We start from the raw sequence: 18,503 nt of genomic DNA, 5'->3' as shown, positions 1-18,503 counted from the left end.
TAAAAAGCAGCTGGGTGACGATCCAGCTGCTTTTTTTACTGCATAAATATATTTTTCTTCTATTATATATCCTTGTTTATATACCGGGGTTAAATTGGTAGATTGTTGGATATTAATGATATGTGTTGAAATTCAAAAATGCAGCCGCTATAATTATAAAAGTGTTCAGGACATAAAGAGAAAAAACAAATTAATTGTTGCGTTTGCTTTATGTTTTATGTATAATAGACAATGTTGGTCTTTGACTGCGATGATGTGGGAGGTTGCTGACACACCCGGCCGCTTTGCCATGGCGCTGTGTTAGGGAAATTCTCACGGAGAATGTCTATTTTTAAAATAGGCGAATAAAGGAGGGAAAATAATGGCAAAACAAAAAATTCGTATCCGCTTAAAAGCATATGATCACAGAATTCTTGATCAATCCGCTGAAAAGATTGTAGAAACAGCAAAACGTTCAGGTGCTGCAGTATCAGGTCCGATTCCGCTTCCGACTGAAAAATCTGTTTACACGATTCTTCGTGCGGTTCACAAGTACAAAGATTCTCGTGAGCAATTTGAAATGCGGACACATAAGCGTCTAATCGACATTGTGAATCCAACTCCACAAACAGTTGATGCATTAATGCGTTTAGATTTACCATCTGGTGTAGATATTGAAATCAAACTTTAATCAAATAAATGTTAATTAAATTAGGAGGTGTGACTGAAATGACCAAAGGAATCTTAGGAAGAAAGATTGGTATGACTCAAGTATTTGCAGAGAACGGCAACTTAATTCCTGTAACTGTAGTTGAGATAGCTCCAAACGTTGTCCTTCAAAAGAAATCTGTTGAAAACGATGGTTATGAATCCATTCAACTTGGCTTCGAAGATAAGCGTGAAAAGCTAGCTAACAAACCAGAAAAAGGACATGTTGCAAAAGCGAATACTGCTCCTAAGCGCTTCATTCGCGAATTCCGCGGGGACGACTTAGCAAGCTATGAAGTTGGTCAAGAAGTCAAAGTAGATATTTTCGCAGCAGGCGATTTAGTAGATGTAACAGGAATTTCAAAGGGTAAAGGTTTCCAAGGTTCTATCAAGCGCCACGGACAATCACGCGGCCCAATGGCTCACGGTTCTCGTTATCATCGTCGTCCTGGTTCAATGGGACCAGTTGCTCCAAACCGTGTATTCAAAGGTAAATTATTACCAGGACGCATGGGCGGAGAACAAGTTACTGTTCAAAACCTTGAAATCGTTAAGGTTGATGCAGAACGCAACTTGTTATTAATCAAAGGTAATGTACCAGGTGCGAAAAAAGCATTACTAAAAATCAAAGGTGCGGTAAAGGCATAACGATTTCATAAGAAAGGAGGAACAAAGAATGCCGAAAGTAACATTATTTAACCAAAGCGGTTCACAAGTTGGCGATATCGAGTTAAACGAATCCGTTTTTGGTATTGAACCAAACCAACACGTATTATTTGAAGCAATTGTTATGCAAAGAGCTTCATTACGTCAAGGAACTCATAAAGTTAAAAACCGTTCAGAAGTTGCAGGCGGTGGTCGCAAGCCGTGGCGCCAAAAAGGAACTGGCCGTGCTCGTCAAGGGTCAATCCGTTCACCACAATGGCGCGGAGGTGGTACTGTATTCGGTCCACAACCACGCAGCTATAGCTATAAATTACCTAAAAAGGTTCGTCGCTTAGCAATCAAATCAGCATTATCTTCTAAAGTATTAGATGAAAATATTTTAGTATTAGAAAGCTTAGCGTTAGAAGCTCCAAAAACAAAAGATTTCAAAGCTGTTTTAAACGGTCTTTCTGTTGAGAAAAAAGCATTAATCGTTACAGCTGACCTAGATGAAAACGTAGCATTATCTGCACGTAACATCCCAGGAGTAACAGTCGTAACAGCTGAAGGAATCAACGTACTAGATGTTGTAAATCATGATAAATTAATCATGACTAAAGCAGCGGTTGAAAAAGTAGAGGAGGTGCTTGCATAATGGATGCACGCGATATCATTAAGCGCCCCGTTATCACTGAACGTTCTACTGACCTAATGGCTGAAAAGAAATATACTTTTGAAGTTGATGTGAGAGCTAATAAAACTCAAGTTAAAGATGCCGTTCAAGAAATCTTTGGCGTTGAAGTTGAAAAAGTTAACATCATGAACTACAAAGGTAAATTTAAGCGCATGGGCAAATTTGGCGGTTATACTAACAAACGCCGTAAAGCTATCGTTAAGCTAACTGCTGACAGCAAAGAAATCGAATACTTTGAATCATAAAAACTAACAAGAAGAGGAGGGAAATAAAATGGCGATTAAAAAGTACAAACCTACCTCGAATGGTCGTCGCGGAATGTCCGTTTTAAGTTTCGAAGAAATTACAACCAGCACTCCGGAAAAATCCCTTTTGGCACCACTTAGCAAAAAGGGCGGCCGAAACAACCAAGGTAAGTTAACTGTTCGTCATCAAGGTGGCGGCCATAAGCGTCAATATCGTATTATTGATTTTAAACGCAATAAAGATGGCATTCCAGGACGCGTTGCCACTATCGAGTACGATCCAAATCGTTCTGCAAATATTGCATTAATCAATTATGCTGATGGAGAAAAGCGTTATATCTTAGCTCCAAAAAATTTAGAAGTTGGAATGGAAGTTATGTCTGGTCCTGAGGCTGACATTAAAGTGGGGAATGCTCTTCCACTAGCAAACATTCCAGTTGGTACTGTAGTACACAACATTGAATTAAAACCAGGTAAGGGTGGACAATTAGTCCGTTCTGCAGGTACAAGCGCTCAAGTGCTTGGTAAAGAAGGCAAATATGTTCTAGTTCGTTTAACTTCTGGCGAAGTTCGTATGATCTTAGCTGAGTGCCGTGCTTCTATCGGTCAAGTTGGTAACGAGCAGCATGAATTAGTTCACATTGGTAAAGCAGGTCGTTCTCGTTGGTTAGGCAAACGCCCAACTGTTCGTGGATCTGTTATGAACCCTAACGATCACCCACACGGTGGTGGTGAAGGACGTTCACCAATCGGACGTAAGTCTCCAATGACTCCTTGGGGCAAACCAACTCTTGGTTACAAAACTCGTAAGAAGAAAAACAAGTCAGATAAACTTATTATTCGTCGTCGCAAAAAATAACGGGATTGAACTACGGTTCAAGTTAAGGACCGTAGACCAATCACGAAGGGAGGTTCATTCATGGGTCGCAGCTTAAAAAAAGGACCATTTGTTGATGATCATTTAATGGTTAAAGTCGAAAAGTTAAATGAAACGGAAAAGAAACAAGTTATTAAAACTTGGTCTCGCCGTTCAACGATATTCCCACAATTTATCGGTCACACGATCGCCGTTTATGATGGCCGTAAACATGTGCCTGTATATGTTACGGAAGACATGGTAGGTCACAAGCTTGGAGAATTCGCTCCATCTCGTACTTACAAAGGTCACGCCGCTGATGATAAGAAAACAAGACGTTAAGAGAGGAGGGCATCCTAATGCAAGCTAAAGCTGTTGCAAGAACAGTTCGTATTGCTCCTCGTAAAGCACGTTTAGTCGTTGATTTAATCCGAGGAAAGCAAGTTGGTGAAGCAGTAGCCATTTTGAATCTCACTCCGAAGGCGGCTTCTCCAATCGTAGAAAAAGTATTAAAATCTGCTATGGCCAATGCTGAGCATAACTATGAAATGGACGTTAATAATCTAGTTGTTGCTCAAGCATTCGTTGATGAAGGACCAACATTGAAACGTTTCCGTCCTCGCGCAATGGGCCGTGCTAGCCAAATTAACAAACGCACAAGCCACATCACAATCGTTTTATCAGAGAAGAAGGAGGGATAATCTGTGGGTCAAAAAGTAAATCCTGTCGGTTTGCGTATTGGGATCATCCGTGACTGGGAATCTAAATGGTACGCAGGCAAAGACTTTGCTGAACTTTTACACGAAGACATTAAAGTTCGTGAATATATCACGAAGCGTTTAAAAGATGCTTCTGTTTCTAAAGTTGAAATCGAACGTGCTGCAAACCGTGTGAACGTAACAGTCCATACTGCTAAGCCTGGTATGGTTATCGGTAAAGGCGGTACAGAAGTTGAAGCCCTTCGTAAGGCGTTAAATCAACTTACTGGCAAACGCGTACACATCAATATCCTTGAAATTAAAAAAGCTGATGTTGATGCAAAATTAGTTGCAGAAAACATTGCTCGTCAATTAGAAAACCGTGTATCATTCCGTCGTGCACAAAAGCAAGCAATCCAACGTGCTATGCGTGCCGGTGCGAAAGGTATTAAAACAATGGTATCTGGACGTCTTGGCGGTGCTGATATCGCTCGTGCAGAACACTACAGCGAAGGAACAGTTCCACTTCATACACTTCGCGCTGACATTGACTATGCTACAGCTGAAGCTGACACTACTTATGGTAAGCTTGGTGTAAAAGTATGGATCTATCGTGGAGAGGTCCTTCCTACTAAGAAGAAAACTGAGGAAGGAGGCAAATAATATGTTATTGCCAAAACGCGTAAAATTCCGTCGTCAACATCGTGGTAAAATGCGTGGTAACGCAAAAGGCGGTACTGAAGTAACATTCGGTGAATTCGGTTTACAAGCTACAGAAGCTTCATGGATCACTAACCGTCAAATCGAAGCTGCTCGTATTGCGATGACTCGTTACATGAAACGTGGCGGTAAAGTTTGGATTAAAATTTTCCCTCATAAGCCTTACACTGCTAAGCCTCTAGAAGTGCGGATGGGTTCCGGTAAAGGTGCTCCAGAAGGATGGGTAGCTGTTGTTAAGCCTGGGAAAATTATGTTTGAAATTGCGGGCGTTTCTGAAGAAATCGCACGTGAAGCTCTTCGTCTAGCATCACACAAACTTCCTGTAAAATGTAAGTTTGTAAAACGTGAAGAAATTGGTGGTGAATCAAATGAAAGCTAATGAAATTCGTGACCTAACCACTGCTGAAATTGAACAAAAAGTTAAATCCTTAAAAGAAGAGCTTTTCAACCTTCGCTTTCAATTGGCGACTGGACAACTTGAAAATACAGCTCGCATTCGTGAAGTACGCAAAGCGATTGCTCGCATGAAGACTGTAGTTCGTGAAAGAGAAATCAGCTTTAACAAGTAAAATCCGAGAGGAGGTTCACAATAATGAGTGAACGTAACCAACGCAAGGTTTACACTGGACGCGTAGTTTCCGACAAAATGGATAAGACTGTTACTGTTCTTGTCGAGACATACAAAAAGCATCCACTTTACGGTAAACGCGTTAAGTACTCTAAAAAGTTCAAAGCTCATGATGAGCAAAATCAAGCAAAAACTGGCGATATCGTCCGTATTATGGAAACTCGCCCGCTTTCAGCTACAAAGCGCTTCCGTTTAGTTGAAGTAGTAGAAAAAGCAGTTATTATTTAATTGTTCGGATATCGCTTTTCCGAAGGGAGGTTACACACATGATTCAACAAGAATCACGTTTAAAAGTTGCTGACAACTCCGGTGCTCGTGAGGTACTTACTATTAAAGTTCTTGGTGGTTCTGGCCGCAAAACTGCTAATATCGGTGATATTATCGTTTGCACAGTAAAACAAGCAACACCAGGTGGCGTTGTTAAAAAAGGTGACGTTGTTAAAGCTGTTGTAGTTCGCACTAAGAGCGGTGTACGCCGTCCAGATGGTTCTTACATTCGCTTCGACGAAAACGCTTGTGTCATTATCAAAGACGATAAGGGTCCTCGCGGCACTCGTATCTTTGGACCAGTTGCCCGCGAACTTCGCGATAGCAACTTTATGAAAATCATTTCTTTAGCTCCAGAAGTTCTATAATATAAATTAAATTGCCTTTAAGGAGGTGCTTACAGATGCATGTGAAAAAGGGTGATAAAGTCAGAGTCATCTCTGGTAAGGATAAAGGCAAAACAGGTGTAGTCCTATCTGCTTATCCAAAAGATAACCGCGTTTTAGTAGAAGGTGTTAACATCGTGAAGAAACATTCAAAACCTTCTCAAGCGAATCCACAAGGCGGAATCTTCAGCTTTGAGGCACCAATTCATGTATCAAACGTAATGCCTATCGATCCTAAGTCTGGTAACCCAACTCGTGTAGGTTACAAAACGGTTGATGGCAAAAAAGTACGCGTAGCAAAATCCGGTGAAGTTTTAGATAAATAGTTTAAAAAAGAAGGGAGGTACACTAAATGAACCGCCTAAAAGACAAATATGTAAAAGAAATTACTCCAGCTCTTGTGAGCAAGTTTAATTATAAATCAGTTATGCAAGTACCAAAGATTGAAAAAATCGTTATCAACATGGGTATTGGCGACGCAGTTCAAAATGCGAAGGCTCTTGACAATGCTGTCGAAGAACTAGCTATCATCACTGGTCAAAAGCCGCTTATCACTCGTGCTAAAAAATCAATCGCTGGTTTCCGTCTCCGTGAAGGAATGCCAATCGGTGCAAAAGTTACGCTTCGCGGCGAACGCATGTACCAATTCTTGGATAAATTAGTTTCCGTTTCTTTACCACGTGTTCGTGACTTCCGTGGAGTTTCTAAAAAAGCTTTCGACGGTCGCGGTAACTACACATTAGGTATTAAAGAGCAGCTAATCTTCCCTGAAATTGATTACGATAAAGTAAGCAAAGTTCGTGGTATGGATATCGTTATCGTAACAACTGCTAACACTGATGAAGAAGCTCGTGAGCTCTTAACTCAAATTGGAATGCCATTCCAAAAGTAATCGCTAAATAAGGGAGGCGAAAACGTGGCTAAAAAGTCAATGATTGCGAAACAAAAACGCACGCCTAAATTTAAAGTACAAGAGTACACTCGCTGCGAACGTTGCGGACGTCCACACTCTGTATATCGCAAATTTAAGCTTTGCCGTATTTGTTTCCGTGAATTAGCATACAAAGGACAAATTCCTGGTGTAAAAAAAGCTAGCTGGTAAAACTAGAGGTTGTGGAAGGAGGTAAAAATAATGGTCATGACAGATCCTATTGCTGATATGCTTACTCGTATTCGTAACGCGAATATGGTGCGTCACGAAAAGTTAGAAGTACCTGCTTCTAATATCAAAAAGGAAATCGCTGAAATCTTAAAGCGTGAAGGTTTCGTACGTGATGTAGAATTCATCGATGACAATAAGCAAGGTATTATCCGTATCTTCTTAAAGTACGGTGCAAATAACGAACGTGTTATTACTGGCTTAAAACGCATTAGCAAGCCTGGACTACGTGTTTATGCAAAATCAAATGAGGTGCCACGTGTCCTAAACGGTCTTGGTATTGCATTAGTATCAACATCAACAGGTGTTGTAACGGATAAAGAAGCTCGTGCGAAACAAATCGGCGGCGAAGTATTAGCTTACGTTTGGTAAGAAGAGTTTTTGAATGAATGGAGGTGCACTAAATGTCTCGCGTAGGGAAAAAACCTATTGAAATTCCAGCAGGTGTAACAGTTACTGTTAACAACGGTGATGTTACTGTTAAAGGACCGAAAGGCGAACTTTCACGTTCTTTTAATCCGGAAATCAATATTACTATCGAAGAAAATGTTATTACAGTTACTCGTCCATCAGAGTCGAAAGAACACCGTACATTACACGGTACAACTCGTGCTCTTTTAGCAAACATGGTGGAAGGTGTTTCTAAAGGATTTGAGAAAAATTTAGAACTTATCGGGGTAGGATACCGTGCTCAAAAACAAGGTAAGAAGCTTGTATTGAATGTCGGCTATTCTCATCCAGTTGAGATCGAACCTGAGGAAGGTATTGAAATTGAAGTACCTGCCAATACAAAGGTTACAGTAAAAGGTACTGACAAGGAACGTGTTGGTGCATTAGCAGCTAACATTCGCGGGGTTCGTCCTCCAGAGCCATATAAAGGCAAAGGAATTCGTTACGAAGGCGAATTTGTTCGTCGCAAAGAAGGTAAAACAGGTAAGTAATGCCGCATAGGTAAACGAAAGGAGTGACGTAAATGATTACGAAGCAAGATAAAAACGCTGTTCGCCGTAAGAGACATGCTCGTGTTCGTGCGAAACTTAGCGGAACCTCTGCTCGTCCACGTCTAAATGTGTTTCGTTCAAACAAGCATATTTATGCACAGGTTATCGATGACATAAAAGGAGTTACTTTAGCAAGTGCTTCTACACTAGATAAAGAACTTAACCTTGAGTCTTCAAGCAATCTTGAGGCAGCTAAAGCGGTTGGCGAATTAGTTGCGAAACGTGCGGTGGAAAAAGGGGTTTCTTCTATCGTCTTTGACCGTGGAGGATACCTATACCATGGACGTATTCAAGCATTAGCTGATGCGGCTCGTGAAAATGGACTACAATTTTAATAGACAAAGGAGGGAATAAAGAATAATGCGTCGTATTGATCCAAACAAGCTTGAACTAGAAGAACGTGTAGTTACGGTTAACCGTGTTGCGAAGGTTGTAAAAGGTGGACGTCGTTTCCGTTTCTCTGCTCTTGTTGTAGTCGGAGACAGAAACGGCCATGTCGGTTTCGGTACCGGTAAAGCACAGGAAGTACCTGATGCAATTCGTAAGGCAATTGAAGATGCCAAGAAAAATCTAATTGAAGTACCAATGGTTGGAACAACTGTTCCTCACGAAGTAATTGGACGCTTTGGTGCTGGTGAAATCCTGCTTAAACCTGCTGCAGAAGGTACAGGAGTTATCGCAGGTGGCCCAGTTCGTGCGGTTCTTGAACTATCTGGGATTCAGGATATCCTTTCTAAATCTCTTGGAACAAATACTCCAATTAACGTCATTCGTGCTACCGTTGAAGGTTTAACACAATTAAAACGTGCTGAAGACGTAGCTAAATTACGTGGTAAATCAGTAGAAGAACTGTTAGGATAAGGGGGGGAAATCAAATGGCAAATAAACTTGTAATTACCCTCAGCAAAAGCGTTATTGGTCGTCCGCAAGATCAACGCAAAACAGTTGAAGCGCTTGGTTTACGTAAATTAAATCAAACAGTTGAGCAACAAGATAATGCTGCTATTCGCGGTATGATTAATAAAGTTGCTCACCTTGTAACAGTTAAAGAACAGTAATCAATTGTTTTCTTTCATAAGGAGGTGCCGATATGAAACTTCATGAATTAAAGCCTGCTGAAGGTTCCCGTCTAGAGCGTAAACGTAAAGGACGCGGTATTGGTTCAGGTAATGGTAAAACTGCCGGTAAAGGTCATAAGGGTCAAAAAGCTCGTTCTGGCGGTGGTGTACGTGTTGGATTCGAAGGTGGTCAAACACCTTTAATGCGTCGTTTACCAAAACGCGGATTTACCAACATTAGCCGTAAAGAGTTTGCCATTGTGAACCTTGATGCTTTAAACCGTTTTGAAGAAGGTACAGAAGTTACTCCAGAACTTCTGATCGAAACTGGTGTTGTAAGTAACGAAAAGTCAGGAATTAAGATTCTTGCCAAAGGGAACGTAGAGAAAAAGTTGACTGTAAAAGCTCACAAATTCTCCTCTGCTGCTAAGGAAGCAATCGAAGCTGCTGGTGGATCTACTGAGGTGATCTAATGTTCCAGACAATCTCCAATTTTATGCGCGTGGGTGATATACGACGTAAGATCATATTCACCCTTTTAATGTTAGTCGTTTTTCGACTAGGTACGTTTATTCCAGTACCAAATGTTAATGCGGAGGTTCTTGCAAATCAGGATAAGCTAAGTGTATTTGGGATTTTAAATACATTTGGCGGTGGTGCATTAAAGCAATTCTCCATCTTTGCGATGGGGATTATGCCGTATATTACTGCATCAATTATTATCCAGCTTTTGCAAATGGATGTTGTACCGAAATTCACTGAATGGTCCAAGCAAGGGGAATCAGGCCGTCGTAAGATAGCCCAAATTACCCGTTACTTCACTGTAGTGCTTGGATTTATTCAAGCATTAGGAATGTCCTACGGTTTTAACAACTTAGCAAGCGGCCAGTTAATTGAAAACCCAGGTATAACTACCTATTTATTAATCGCGGTTGTACTGACTGCAGGTACAGCTTTCTTAATGTGGTTAGGGGAACAAATTACGGCTAAAGGTGTTGGAAATGGTATTTCTATCATTATCTTTGCTGGTATCGTCGCAGGGATCCCAACAGTTGTTAACCAAATTTATGTTCAACAGTTTGAAAATGCGGGTGAAGCCTTATTTTTACGCATCGTTACCGTTGCATTAATCTTGCTGGCGGTTCTCGCGATTGTGGTGGGTGTTATTTTCATCCAACAGGCAACTCGTAAAATTCCGATTCAATATGCGAAACGCGTAGTTGCTGGACGTAACCCAGTTGGTGGTCAATCAACGCACATGCCGTTAAAGGTTAACGCAGCCGGTGTTATTCCTGTAATCTTTGCTGTTTCCTTTATTGTAACGCCAAGAACGATTGCATCGTTTTTTCCACAAAATGATGTAACGCTTTGGATTATGAAAGTGTTCGATTATTCTCATCCAATTGGGATGATCATTTATGCAGCACTAATTATCGCGTTTACTTATTTTTATGCCTTTATTCAAGTTAACCCTGAACAAGCAGCGGAAAACTTACAAAAGCAAAGCGGTTATATCCCGGGTATTCGCCCAGGTAAGAGCACGCAGGAATATTTAACTCGCGTCTTATATCGTTTAACATTTATTGGTGCCATTTTCCTTACGGTTATTTCAGTACTTCCTGTTTTCTTTATTAAAATAGCGAATCTACCGCAATCCGCACAAATTGGGGGAACTAGCTTGCTCATCGTTGTTGGTGTTGCACTAGAGACGTATAAGCAGCTTGAAGCACAATTAGTTAAACGTCATTATAAAGGTTTTATTAAGTAAAAGGTTTTACGGAGGGGGCCCCCTCCCACTTTATGGGGACCCCGAAAACCTATTTTAAAGCACGAGGGGGAACACGTGTGAATTTAGTATTAATGGGGCTTCCAGGTGCCGGTAAAGGTACTCAGGCAGAACAAATCGTCGAGAAATACGGCATCCCTCATATCTCAACTGGAGATATGTTCCGTGCAGCGATGAAAGAGGGAACAGAACTAGGATTACAAGCCAAATCATTCATGGATAAAGGTGAATTAGTTCCTGATGAAGTAACCATCGGAATTGTCCGTGAACGTTTAAGCAAGGAAGACTGTCAGCAAGGATTCCTATTAGACGGCTTTCCTAGAACAGTACCTCAAGCAGAAGCGTTGGAAACTCTTTTAGAAGAGCTGAACAAAAAAATTGATTATGTTATTAATATCAATGTTGATAAAAGTATTTTAATGGAGCGTTTGACTGGACGCCGAATCTGTAAAGACTGTGGATCAACATATCATCTTGTATTTAACCCTCCTGCAAAAGAGGGTGTATGCGATCGCTGCGGCGGTGAGCTCTATCAAAGAGCAGATGATAATGCAGACACTGTTCAGAACAGACTAGATGTCAATATCAAGCAGCAAGAACCATTACTTACTTTCTATGAAACTAAAGGATATTTACGCACAATTGATGGTCAGCAGCATATTGAAAAGGTATTTGCTGATATTGAAGAATTGCTAAGGGTTATTAGATAATGTCTAACCCCAAGGCTACTGGCATGCGACTCTCGATGATCTCCCTTAAGATTCAAGAGTATGTAAAAGCAAAAGGCTTTTCTATTGTACTGAGTATGTAGGACCGAGAGTTGGGAAAGAATGACATGTGGACGCTAAATCCTCAATTTGTAAAATTTAGTTGAGGACAATAGAAGTACAATATGTTAAAATCATAAGGTTGCTAACATCGTACGAACGAGAAGACCGCTTTATTATGATTACTATTTTTGAAAGAGAAGGGAGACGGGACCGATGGCCAAAGATGATGTTATTGAAATTGAAGGTAAAGTTATTGAAACTTTGCCAAATGCGATGTTTAAGGTAGAATTAGAAAATGGTCATACAGTGCTAGCTCATGTATCAGGGAAAATCCGAATGCATTTCATTCGTATTCTTCCGGGCGATAAAGTTACTGTTGAGCTTTCTCCATATGACTTAACTCGCGGAAGAATTACGTACCGGTTTAAATAATTGCTTGCACTCCGTACTACTAAGGAGGTTAGGATAATGAAAGTAAGACCATCTGTTAAACCGATCTGCGAAAAGTGCAAAGTTATCCGTAGACGCGGTAAAGTTATGGTTATCTGTGAAAACCCTAAACATAAACAAAAACAAGGATAAGACTCGAGGGAGGTGCACATTTTAATGGCACGTATTGCTGGTGTAGATGTTCCACGTGAAAAACGTGTAGTAATCTCATTAACTTACATTTATGGTATTGGTAAAAATACAGCACAAAAGATCTTGGCAGAAGCTGGCGTTTCTGAAGATACTCGTGTGCGTGACTTAACTGAAGACGAACTTAATAAAATCCGTGATATCATTGACAAATTAAAGGTTGAAGGTGATCTTCGCCGTGAAGTTTCCCTTAACATTAAGCGTCTAATGGAAATCGGATGCTATCGTGGATTGCGCCATCGCCGTGGTTTACCGGTTCGTGGACAAAATACGAAAAACAACGCTCGTACACGCAAAGGTCCTCGTAAGACTGTTGCGAACAAGAAGAAGTAATCGGCAAAGGAGGTTAAAGTAAATGGCACGTAAAACAAATACACGTAAACGCCGTGTTAAAAAGAATATTGAAGCTGGGATTGCACATATCCGTTCAACTTTCAACAATACAATTGTAACAATCACTGATGTTCATGGTAATGCTATTTCATGGTCAAGTGCAGGTGCTCTTGGATTTAAAGGCTCTCGTAAGTCTACTCCATTTGCTGCACAAATGGCTGCAGAAACTGCTGCTAAGACATCTATGGAACATGGAATGAAAACTTTAGAAGTTACTGTTAAGGGACCTGGTGCTGGTCGTGAAGCTGCTATTCGTGCTCTTCAAGCTGCTGGTCTTGAAGTAACAGCCATTAAAGATGTTACTCCTGTTCCTCATAACGGCTGCCGTCCGCCTAAACGTCGCCGCGTGTAATTTTTCTGTATAGAATTTGTATCATCCGTCTATAATGGGATATGATATGAATTTATTTGAAGTTTATACAGAAGATTTATTCCAGTTGTTGTGCACAAAACGGGAACATGTACATGGGGGAATTTCGATTAGCGAACGTCTAATTGAGGTTTCGACGTTTTGAAGGAGGGTTAATTGATGATCGAAATAGAAAAACCAAAAATCGAAACGGTTGAGATCAGCGATGATGCCAAATACGGTAAGTTCGTCGTAGAGCCACTAGAGCGTGGATATGGTACCACTTTGGGTAACTCCTTACGTCGTATCCTACTATCTTCACTGCCAGGTGCCGCTGTTACTGCGATTCAGGTCGATGGGGTACTTCATGAGTTCTCAACAATTGAAGGCGTCGTAGAGGATGTAACATCCATTATTTTAAACATCAAGAAGATTGCGTTAAAAATCTATTCTGACGAGGAAAAAACATTAGAAATTGATATCCAAGGTGCAGGCCCAATTACTGCTGGTAACATTACTCACGACAGTGATGTGGAGATATTAAATCCCGATCAGCATATTGCAACCTTAGCATCCAATGGACATCTACGTATGCGTTTAACTGCGAAGCGCGGACGCGGCTATACTCCTGCTGATCAAAATAAGCGTGAGGACCAGCCAATTGGTGTAATTCCGATTGATTCCATTTATACGCCGGTTTCCCGTGTTTCATATCAGGTAGAAAATACTCGTGTAGGTCAATTATCTAATTTCGATAAGCTGACACTTGATGTTTGGACAGACGGAAGTACTGGACCAAAAGAAGCAATTGCTCTTGGTTCAAAAATCTTGACGGAGCATTTAAATATCTTCGTTGGTCTAACTGATGAAGCACAAAATGCTGAAATCATGATTGAAAAAGAAGAAGACCAAAAAGAAAAAGTTCTAGAAATGACAATTGAAGAACTTGACCTTTCTGTTCGTTCTTATAACTGTTTAAAACGTGCTGGCATTAATACTGTTCAGGAATTAGCCAATAAAACTGAAGAAGATATGATGAAAGTACGTAACTTAGGCCGCAAATCACTCGAAGAAGTGAAGGCAAAACTAGAAGAGCTTGGATTAGGCTTACGTAAAGACGACTAGGCTTTACTAGAGCAATCCGTTTTAATGACTTCAACAAAGGAGGGAACCCTTCATGGCATACAGAAAGCTAGGACGTACAAGCGCACAGAGAAAAGCAATGCTGCGTGATTTAACAACTGATTTAATTATCAATGAGCGCATCCAAACAACTGAAACACGTGCGAAAGAACTTCGCTCTACAGTTGAAAAGATGATTACTTTAGGAAAACGCGGTGACCTTCATGCTCGCCGTCAAGCAGCTGCATACGTACGTAACGAAGTAGCAAACGCAGAGAATGGCCAAGATGCACTTCAAAAACTATTCGCTGATATTGCACCACGTTATCAAGAACGTCAAGGCGGTTATACTCGTATCATGAAACTTGGACCACGCCGCGGCGATGGTGCTCCAATGGTAATTATCGAGTTAGTTTAATATGGACTAAACAGACAACAAGGGCGCTGGACAGTTTAGAACAAACTTGTTCTTTGCCCTTTTGTTGTACTGGGGCAGAGCACTGCAAGAGTGAATCTGAATATTCAGGTATAGTGGGAATTATTGATTCTCAGTCTTGAATATTGGAAAGCTTAGCTCTGCGCACACTCCTCTTAAACAAATTGTGAAGCAAGCCAAAAAGAGTGTTACGATGAGCGCAACTCCATATCTCTGGGGCCTTCTCAGCTTAGACTCAATCTTTGGGAAGAAAGGATTGTTTCCTTTTTTGTGACTCGTCTAGCTCATGCACCTCTCCCATTTCAATTAGCTTATTAAATAATAGTTAAAGTGTTCGAAGCACTGCCCTGGGAAGAGGTGCAGGCTTTTTTTGTATCTAAATAGAGTTTAGTATAGTAGAGATTAGTTTAGGGGGGAGAAACTTCGATGAAAACGCCGATTGTGTCACTTAAAGGGGTGACGTTTCAATACGATGGTCAGGAGCGAAATGCCTTAAATCATGTTTCCTTTGATATTTACGATGGGGAGTGGCTTGCAATTGTCGGGCATAATGGGTCAGGGAAATCGACAATGGCCAAATTATTAAATGGGCTACAATTTCCGAAGGATGGAGAAATTACTGTTTGCGGAATGAAACTCCAAGAGGAAACTATTTGGGATATTCGCAGTAAGATTGGCATGGTTTTTCAAAACCCTGATAATCAGTTCGTTGGAACCACAGTCCAGGATGATGTGGCTTTTGGTTTAGAAAATATGGGCATTCCTAGGCTTGAGATGGTCCAGAGGGTTGAAGATTCTTTAAAAAAAGTTAAAATGGAACAGTTTCTGCATCAAGAGCCCCACCATCTATCTGGCGGACAAAAGCAGCGTGTCGCCATTGCCAGCGTCTTGGCGCTAAGACCCGCAATCATTATTTTAGATGAGGCAACATCGATGCTTGACCCTAGAGGCCGAGAAGAGGTATTAGAAACAGTCAGAACCTTAAAGGATGAGAAGTCGCTGACTGTCATTTCGATCACCCATGATTTAGAAGAGGCTGCAAAAGCTGACCGGATTATTGTTATGAATAAAGGCGAAGTATTTCGCGAAGGTACCCCTGATGAAATTTTTTCAATGGATGAGCAATTGGTACAGCTGGGGTTGGATATCCCCTTCTCGGTAAAAATGGCAAAGGCATTTCGGGCAGAAGGTATTCAACTATCCAAGCACTATTTATCGGAAGAAGAGTTGGTGACAGAGTTATGGACATATCGCTCTCGCATGTAGATTACCGCTATCAGGCAAACACACCGTTTGAACGATTGGCTATCCAGGATGTTTCCATTGATATTCCTTCCGGCACTTATTTGGCGATAATTGGTCATACCGGATCCGGCAAGTCAACTGTCTTACAGCATTTAAATGCTTTGCTCGTCCCTTCGGAGGGCACTGTAGCCATTGGCGATAAAGAAATTAAAGCACATCAAAAAAATAAAGATTTACGCAAGGTACGTCAACGGGTTGGCATTGTATTTCAGTTTCCTGAGCACCAATTGTTTGAAGAAACAGTTGAGAAAGACATTATTTTCGGACCGATGAATTTTGGTGTTACTGAAGCGGATGCAAAAAAGCGTGCACGTGTTGCTCTAAAGCAAGTAGGACTAGCTGAAGAAATTTTAGAAAAGTCGCCATTTGATTTATCAGGTGGTCAAATGCGCCGGGTGGCGATTGCCGGGGTGTTAGCTATGGAACCGGATGTCATTGTCCTTGATGAGCCCACGGCTGGTCTAGACCCCCGCGGCCGCAAGGAAATCATGGATATGTTTTATCAGCTTCACCAGGAAAGACAATTATCTACCATTCTTGTTACCCATAGCATGGAAGACGCCGCAAGGTATGCAGACCAAATCGTTATCATGCAGCATGGCAAGGTCGCTAAAAAGGGAACACCCGAAGAAATTTTTTCTTCACCTGGAGAATTGGTACAAATGGGGTTAGATGTTCCCGAGGTTGTTCGTTTCCAACTGAAGCTTGAGGAAAAATGGGGCATGAATTTTGAGCAAATCTATCTATCGATTGAGCAATTATCTTCTGCCTTCGCTAACAAGTTAAAGCGAGGTGTCAGATTATGATGGAAAAAATGATTTTCGGCCGCTATGTCCCTGCAGATTCGCTCGTTCATAAAATGGATCCACGATCAAAACTGACGATTATTTTCTTGTTCGTATGTGTTATTTTTCTTGCTAACAATTGGCAGACTTATGCAATTATTGGAATTTATACTTTTTTCATGATTGGTTTATCCAGGATCCCAGCTCGCTTTTTATATGGAGGGTTGAAGCCGGTCTTATGGCTGGTAATTTTCACATTTCTTCTGCAGATATTTTTTACAAGGGAAGGAACAGTCTTGTTTCATTTAGGACCGTTGAAAATATATGAAGAAGGAATGAAAATGGGCTTTTATATTTCCTTCCGCTTTTTCTTTCTAATCTTAATGACGTCGCTGTTAACACTAACAACGACGCCGATTGAAATTACAGATGGACTAGAAACCCTTTTGGGGCCGTTAAAAAAAGTCCGTTTTCCTGTACATGAAATGGCATTAATGATGTCCATATCACTACGGTTTATTCCAACGCTGATGCAGGAAACCGATAAAATTATGAAAGCGCAAATTGCCAGAGGTGTTGAGTTTGCCAGCGGCCCAGTAAAGGAACGGATTAAGGCTATCATCCCATTGTTAATACCGCTATTTGTCAGCTCGTTTAAGCGCGCGGAAGAACTGGCAATTGCAATGGAAGCACGTGGGTACCGCGGCGGTGAGGGCAGGACTAAATACCGGCAGTTAAGCTGGAAAATGGTTGATACCCTGCAGCTTGTCTTTTTGGCAATCATCACCGTTCTATTAATCTTATTTCGGTCCTAATGGAGAGAATTATGCAAAGGTATAAAGCAATCATTACGTATGATGGCACCGAGTTTGCCGGTTATCAGATCCAGCCTAACAAGCGGACAGTTCAGTCTGTTCTAGAAGCTGTTTTAGCAAAGATGCATAAGGGCCATGAAGTGAAAGTGACGGCTTCTGGCAGAACAGATGCCGGTGTTCATGCGATAGGGCAGGTAATTCATTTTGATTCACCGCTTGCGATTCCAGAAGAGAAGTGGGTGACCGCTCTGAATGCACTGCTTCCGGAGGATCTTTCCATTCTTATTGTTGAAAAGGTGAGCGAGTCGTTTCATGCCCGATTTGATGCAGAAGGGAAAGAGTATCGCTACCGTCTGCTTTTGTCGAAGAGGCGGGACCCGTTTGTTCGCCGGTACGCCTACCGTTACCCCTATACTTTGGATCTTGAGGCAATGCAAGCAGCAAGCCAATATTTGGTTGGCCGGCCGCTGGACTTTACAAGTTTTTGCTCTGCAAAGACGGAGGTGGCTGACAAGGTCCGGACAATAGAAACCATTGATTTTTTGCTGGATGAGGATTTTCTGACGATTCGATTCGTAGGGAATGGCTTTTTGTATAATATGGTTCGTATTTTGACAGGAACGCTGCTAGAAGTCGGCTCTGGCGATCGTCATCCTCAGGAAATGGCTGAAATTTTGGAGAAGAAAGACCGTCGTTTTGCCGGAAAAACCGCACCCGCACATGGGTTGTATTTGTGGGAAGTGTTTTACGATAAGTGAATTTGGTTCATGAGTTGCTGGAATCTAGTGATAATCGCTTATTGACGCTTGGAAAAATGGAAGTACAGTGCTACGGTAGCCAATATAGGTTATTGGCGCCCGGGCAGGTGGAAAAACCGGTCCCTCGGCAGCCAATACAGGTTATTGGCGCCCGAGCGAGTGGAAAAAGAGGTCTCTCGGTAGCCAATACAGGTTATTAGCGCCCGAGCGAGCGGAAAAAAAGGTCCTTCGGTAGCCAATAAGAGGTATTGGCGCCCGAGCGAGGGAAAAAAATGATCCCACGGTAGCCAATAAGAGGTAT

33 protein-coding genes are annotated in these 18,503 nt (G+C 41.4%); all 33 read left to right on the top strand.

What is annotated here, in order from left to right; all coding sequences use genetic code 11:
- Positions 1–361: 361 nt before the first annotated feature.
- The 33 genes from rpsJ to truA all read left to right on the top strand — a co-directional run bounded on the left by rpsJ (position 362) and on the right by truA (position 18,202).
- Positions 362–670, top strand: a complete 309-nt coding sequence (gene rpsJ, locus IE222_RS20165; protein WP_007085291.1) for a 30S ribosomal protein S10 — start codon at positions 362–364, stop codon at positions 668–670.
- Positions 671–708: 38 nt separating this feature from the next.
- On the top strand, positions 709–1,335 hold the full coding sequence (gene rplC, locus IE222_RS20160; protein ID WP_191275960.1) for a 50S ribosomal protein L3: 627 nt from the start codon (positions 709–711) through the stop codon (positions 1,333–1,335).
- A 28-nt stretch (positions 1,336–1,363) separates the two neighbouring features.
- Positions 1,364–1,987, top strand: coding sequence for a 50S ribosomal protein L4 (gene rplD / locus IE222_RS20155; RefSeq protein ID WP_191275958.1), 624 nt, complete (start codon positions 1,364–1,366; stop codon positions 1,985–1,987).
- Complete coding sequence (rplW, locus tag IE222_RS20150; RefSeq protein WP_240009790.1) at positions 1,987–2,271, top strand: 50S ribosomal protein L23; 285 nt, start codon at positions 1,987–1,989, stop codon at positions 2,269–2,271. The genes rplD and rplW overlap by 1 nt, the downstream gene beginning before the upstream one ends.
- Before the next feature lie 28 nt (positions 2,272–2,299).
- Positions 2,300–3,130 (top strand): 50S ribosomal protein L2, encoded by an 831-nt coding sequence (rplB, locus tag IE222_RS20145; protein ID WP_191275956.1) that lies wholly within the window; start codon positions 2,300–2,302, stop codon positions 3,128–3,130.
- A 60-nt stretch (positions 3,131–3,190) separates the two neighbouring features.
- Entirely contained in the window at positions 3,191–3,469 is a 279-nt protein-coding gene (gene rpsS, locus IE222_RS20140) for a 30S ribosomal protein S19 (RefSeq protein WP_191275954.1), read from the top strand.
- Between the two features lie 17 nt (positions 3,470–3,486).
- Positions 3,487–3,828, top strand: coding sequence for a 50S ribosomal protein L22 (gene rplV, locus IE222_RS20135; protein WP_042453964.1), 342 nt, complete (start codon positions 3,487–3,489; stop codon positions 3,826–3,828).
- Positions 3,829–3,831: 3 nt separating this feature from the next.
- The gene (gene rpsC / locus IE222_RS20130) at positions 3,832–4,488 is read left to right on the top strand and encodes a 30S ribosomal protein S3 (RefSeq protein WP_191275953.1); all 657 of its coding nucleotides are present in this window, start codon (positions 3,832–3,834) and stop codon (positions 4,486–4,488) included.
- A gap of 1 nt (position 4,489) precedes the next feature.
- Positions 4,490–4,924, top strand: coding sequence for a 50S ribosomal protein L16 (gene rplP, locus IE222_RS20125; RefSeq protein WP_127484416.1), 435 nt, complete (start codon positions 4,490–4,492; stop codon positions 4,922–4,924).
- Complete coding sequence (gene rpmC, locus IE222_RS20120) at positions 4,914–5,114, top strand: 50S ribosomal protein L29 (protein WP_191275951.1); 201 nt, start codon at positions 4,914–4,916, stop codon at positions 5,112–5,114. The genes rplP and rpmC overlap by 11 nt, the downstream gene beginning before the upstream one ends.
- A 23-nt stretch (positions 5,115–5,137) precedes the next feature.
- Positions 5,138–5,401 carry a 30S ribosomal protein S17 gene (rpsQ, locus tag IE222_RS20115; protein WP_009336589.1) on the top strand — a complete coding sequence of 88 codons (264 nt, stop codon included), beginning with the start codon at positions 5,138–5,140 and terminating at the stop codon, positions 5,399–5,401.
- A gap of 38 nt (positions 5,402–5,439) precedes the next feature.
- Positions 5,440–5,808: a 50S ribosomal protein L14 gene (rplN, locus tag IE222_RS20110; protein ID WP_191275949.1), complete on the top strand. Its 369-nt coding sequence runs from the start codon at positions 5,440–5,442 to the stop codon at positions 5,806–5,808.
- 35 nt (positions 5,809–5,843) lie between these two features.
- Positions 5,844–6,152 carry a 50S ribosomal protein L24 gene (gene rplX, locus IE222_RS20105; protein WP_191275946.1) on the top strand — a complete coding sequence of 103 codons (309 nt, stop codon included), beginning with the start codon at positions 5,844–5,846 and terminating at the stop codon, positions 6,150–6,152.
- 26 nt (positions 6,153–6,178) lie between these two features.
- Positions 6,179–6,718, top strand: coding sequence for a 50S ribosomal protein L5 (gene rplE / locus IE222_RS20100; protein ID WP_191275945.1), 540 nt, complete (start codon positions 6,179–6,181; stop codon positions 6,716–6,718).
- A gap of 24 nt (positions 6,719–6,742) precedes the next feature.
- The gene (rpsN, locus tag IE222_RS20095) at positions 6,743–6,928 is read left to right on the top strand and encodes a 30S ribosomal protein S14 (protein WP_001085700.1); all 186 of its coding nucleotides are present in this window, start codon (positions 6,743–6,745) and stop codon (positions 6,926–6,928) included.
- A 30-nt stretch (positions 6,929–6,958) separates the two neighbouring features.
- Positions 6,959–7,357, top strand: a complete 399-nt coding sequence (gene rpsH / locus IE222_RS20090) for a 30S ribosomal protein S8 (protein ID WP_191275943.1) — start codon at positions 6,959–6,961, stop codon at positions 7,355–7,357.
- Positions 7,358–7,389: 32 nt separating this feature from the next.
- Positions 7,390–7,926: a 50S ribosomal protein L6 gene (gene rplF, locus IE222_RS20085; RefSeq protein WP_191275941.1), complete on the top strand. Its 537-nt coding sequence runs from the start codon at positions 7,390–7,392 to the stop codon at positions 7,924–7,926.
- Between the two features lie 32 nt (positions 7,927–7,958).
- On the top strand, positions 7,959–8,321 hold the full coding sequence (gene rplR, locus IE222_RS20080; RefSeq protein WP_191275939.1) for a 50S ribosomal protein L18: 363 nt from the start codon (positions 7,959–7,961) through the stop codon (positions 8,319–8,321).
- A 25-nt stretch (positions 8,322–8,346) separates the two neighbouring features.
- Positions 8,347–8,847, top strand: a complete 501-nt coding sequence (gene rpsE, locus IE222_RS20075) for a 30S ribosomal protein S5 (RefSeq protein WP_191275937.1) — start codon at positions 8,347–8,349, stop codon at positions 8,845–8,847.
- Between the two features lie 14 nt (positions 8,848–8,861).
- Entirely contained in the window at positions 8,862–9,044 is a 183-nt protein-coding gene (gene rpmD / locus IE222_RS20070; protein ID WP_191275935.1) for a 50S ribosomal protein L30, read from the top strand.
- A gap of 32 nt (positions 9,045–9,076) precedes the next feature.
- A complete protein-coding gene (rplO, locus tag IE222_RS20065; RefSeq protein WP_191275933.1) occupies positions 9,077–9,517 on the top strand; it encodes a 50S ribosomal protein L15 in 441 nt (146 codons plus the stop codon).
- Entirely contained in the window at positions 9,517–10,812 is a 1,296-nt protein-coding gene (secY, locus tag IE222_RS20060; RefSeq protein WP_191275932.1) for a preprotein translocase subunit SecY, read from the top strand. Before rplO ends, secY begins: the two co-directional genes overlap by 1 nt.
- 77 nt (positions 10,813–10,889) lie before the next feature.
- Positions 10,890–11,540 carry an adenylate kinase gene (locus IE222_RS20055; protein WP_191275930.1) on the top strand — a complete coding sequence of 217 codons (651 nt, stop codon included), beginning with the start codon at positions 10,890–10,892 and terminating at the stop codon, positions 11,538–11,540.
- Between the two features lie 273 nt (positions 11,541–11,813).
- Positions 11,814–12,032: a translation initiation factor IF-1 gene (infA, locus tag IE222_RS20050; RefSeq protein ID WP_007085268.1), complete on the top strand. Its 219-nt coding sequence runs from the start codon at positions 11,814–11,816 to the stop codon at positions 12,030–12,032.
- A gap of 36 nt (positions 12,033–12,068) precedes the next feature.
- Entirely contained in the window at positions 12,069–12,182 is a 114-nt protein-coding gene (gene rpmJ / locus IE222_RS20045) for a 50S ribosomal protein L36 (RefSeq protein WP_000868344.1), read from the top strand.
- A 24-nt stretch (positions 12,183–12,206) separates the two neighbouring features.
- A complete protein-coding gene (gene rpsM / locus IE222_RS20040; RefSeq protein WP_191275928.1) occupies positions 12,207–12,572 on the top strand; it encodes a 30S ribosomal protein S13 in 366 nt (121 codons plus the stop codon).
- A gap of 22 nt (positions 12,573–12,594) precedes the next feature.
- Entirely contained in the window at positions 12,595–12,984 is a 390-nt protein-coding gene (gene rpsK / locus IE222_RS20035; protein WP_191275926.1) for a 30S ribosomal protein S11, read from the top strand.
- 177 nt (positions 12,985–13,161) lie between these two features.
- Positions 13,162–14,106, top strand: a complete 945-nt coding sequence (locus IE222_RS20030) for a DNA-directed RNA polymerase subunit alpha (protein WP_191275924.1) — start codon at positions 13,162–13,164, stop codon at positions 14,104–14,106.
- 52 nt (positions 14,107–14,158) lie between these two features.
- Positions 14,159–14,521 carry a 50S ribosomal protein L17 gene (rplQ, locus tag IE222_RS20025; protein ID WP_191275922.1) on the top strand — a complete coding sequence of 121 codons (363 nt, stop codon included), beginning with the start codon at positions 14,159–14,161 and terminating at the stop codon, positions 14,519–14,521.
- A gap of 444 nt (positions 14,522–14,965) precedes the next feature.
- Positions 14,966–15,805: an energy-coupling factor ABC transporter ATP-binding protein gene (locus tag IE222_RS20020; RefSeq protein ID WP_191275920.1), complete on the top strand. Its 840-nt coding sequence runs from the start codon at positions 14,966–14,968 to the stop codon at positions 15,803–15,805.
- On the top strand, positions 15,781–16,650 hold the full coding sequence (locus tag IE222_RS20015; RefSeq protein ID WP_191275918.1) for an energy-coupling factor ABC transporter ATP-binding protein: 870 nt from the start codon (positions 15,781–15,783) through the stop codon (positions 16,648–16,650). Before IE222_RS20020 ends, IE222_RS20015 begins: the two co-directional genes overlap by 25 nt.
- The gene (locus tag IE222_RS20010; protein WP_191275916.1) at positions 16,647–17,444 is read left to right on the top strand and encodes an energy-coupling factor transporter transmembrane component T family protein; all 798 of its coding nucleotides are present in this window, start codon (positions 16,647–16,649) and stop codon (positions 17,442–17,444) included. Before IE222_RS20015 ends, IE222_RS20010 begins: the two co-directional genes overlap by 4 nt.
- An 11-nt stretch (positions 17,445–17,455) precedes the next feature.
- Positions 17,456–18,202 carry a tRNA pseudouridine(38-40) synthase TruA gene (gene truA, locus IE222_RS20005; protein ID WP_191275914.1) on the top strand — a complete coding sequence of 249 codons (747 nt, stop codon included), beginning with the start codon at positions 17,456–17,458 and terminating at the stop codon, positions 18,200–18,202.
- Positions 18,203–18,503: the final 301 nt, after the last annotated feature.

It is taken from the genome of Neobacillus kokaensis, assembly GCF_014656545.1.
Classification (GTDB): Bacteria; Bacillota; Bacilli; order Bacillales; family Cytobacillaceae; genus Neobacillus; species Neobacillus kokaensis.
This window is presented reverse-complemented; position numbering and strand designations above follow the sequence as displayed.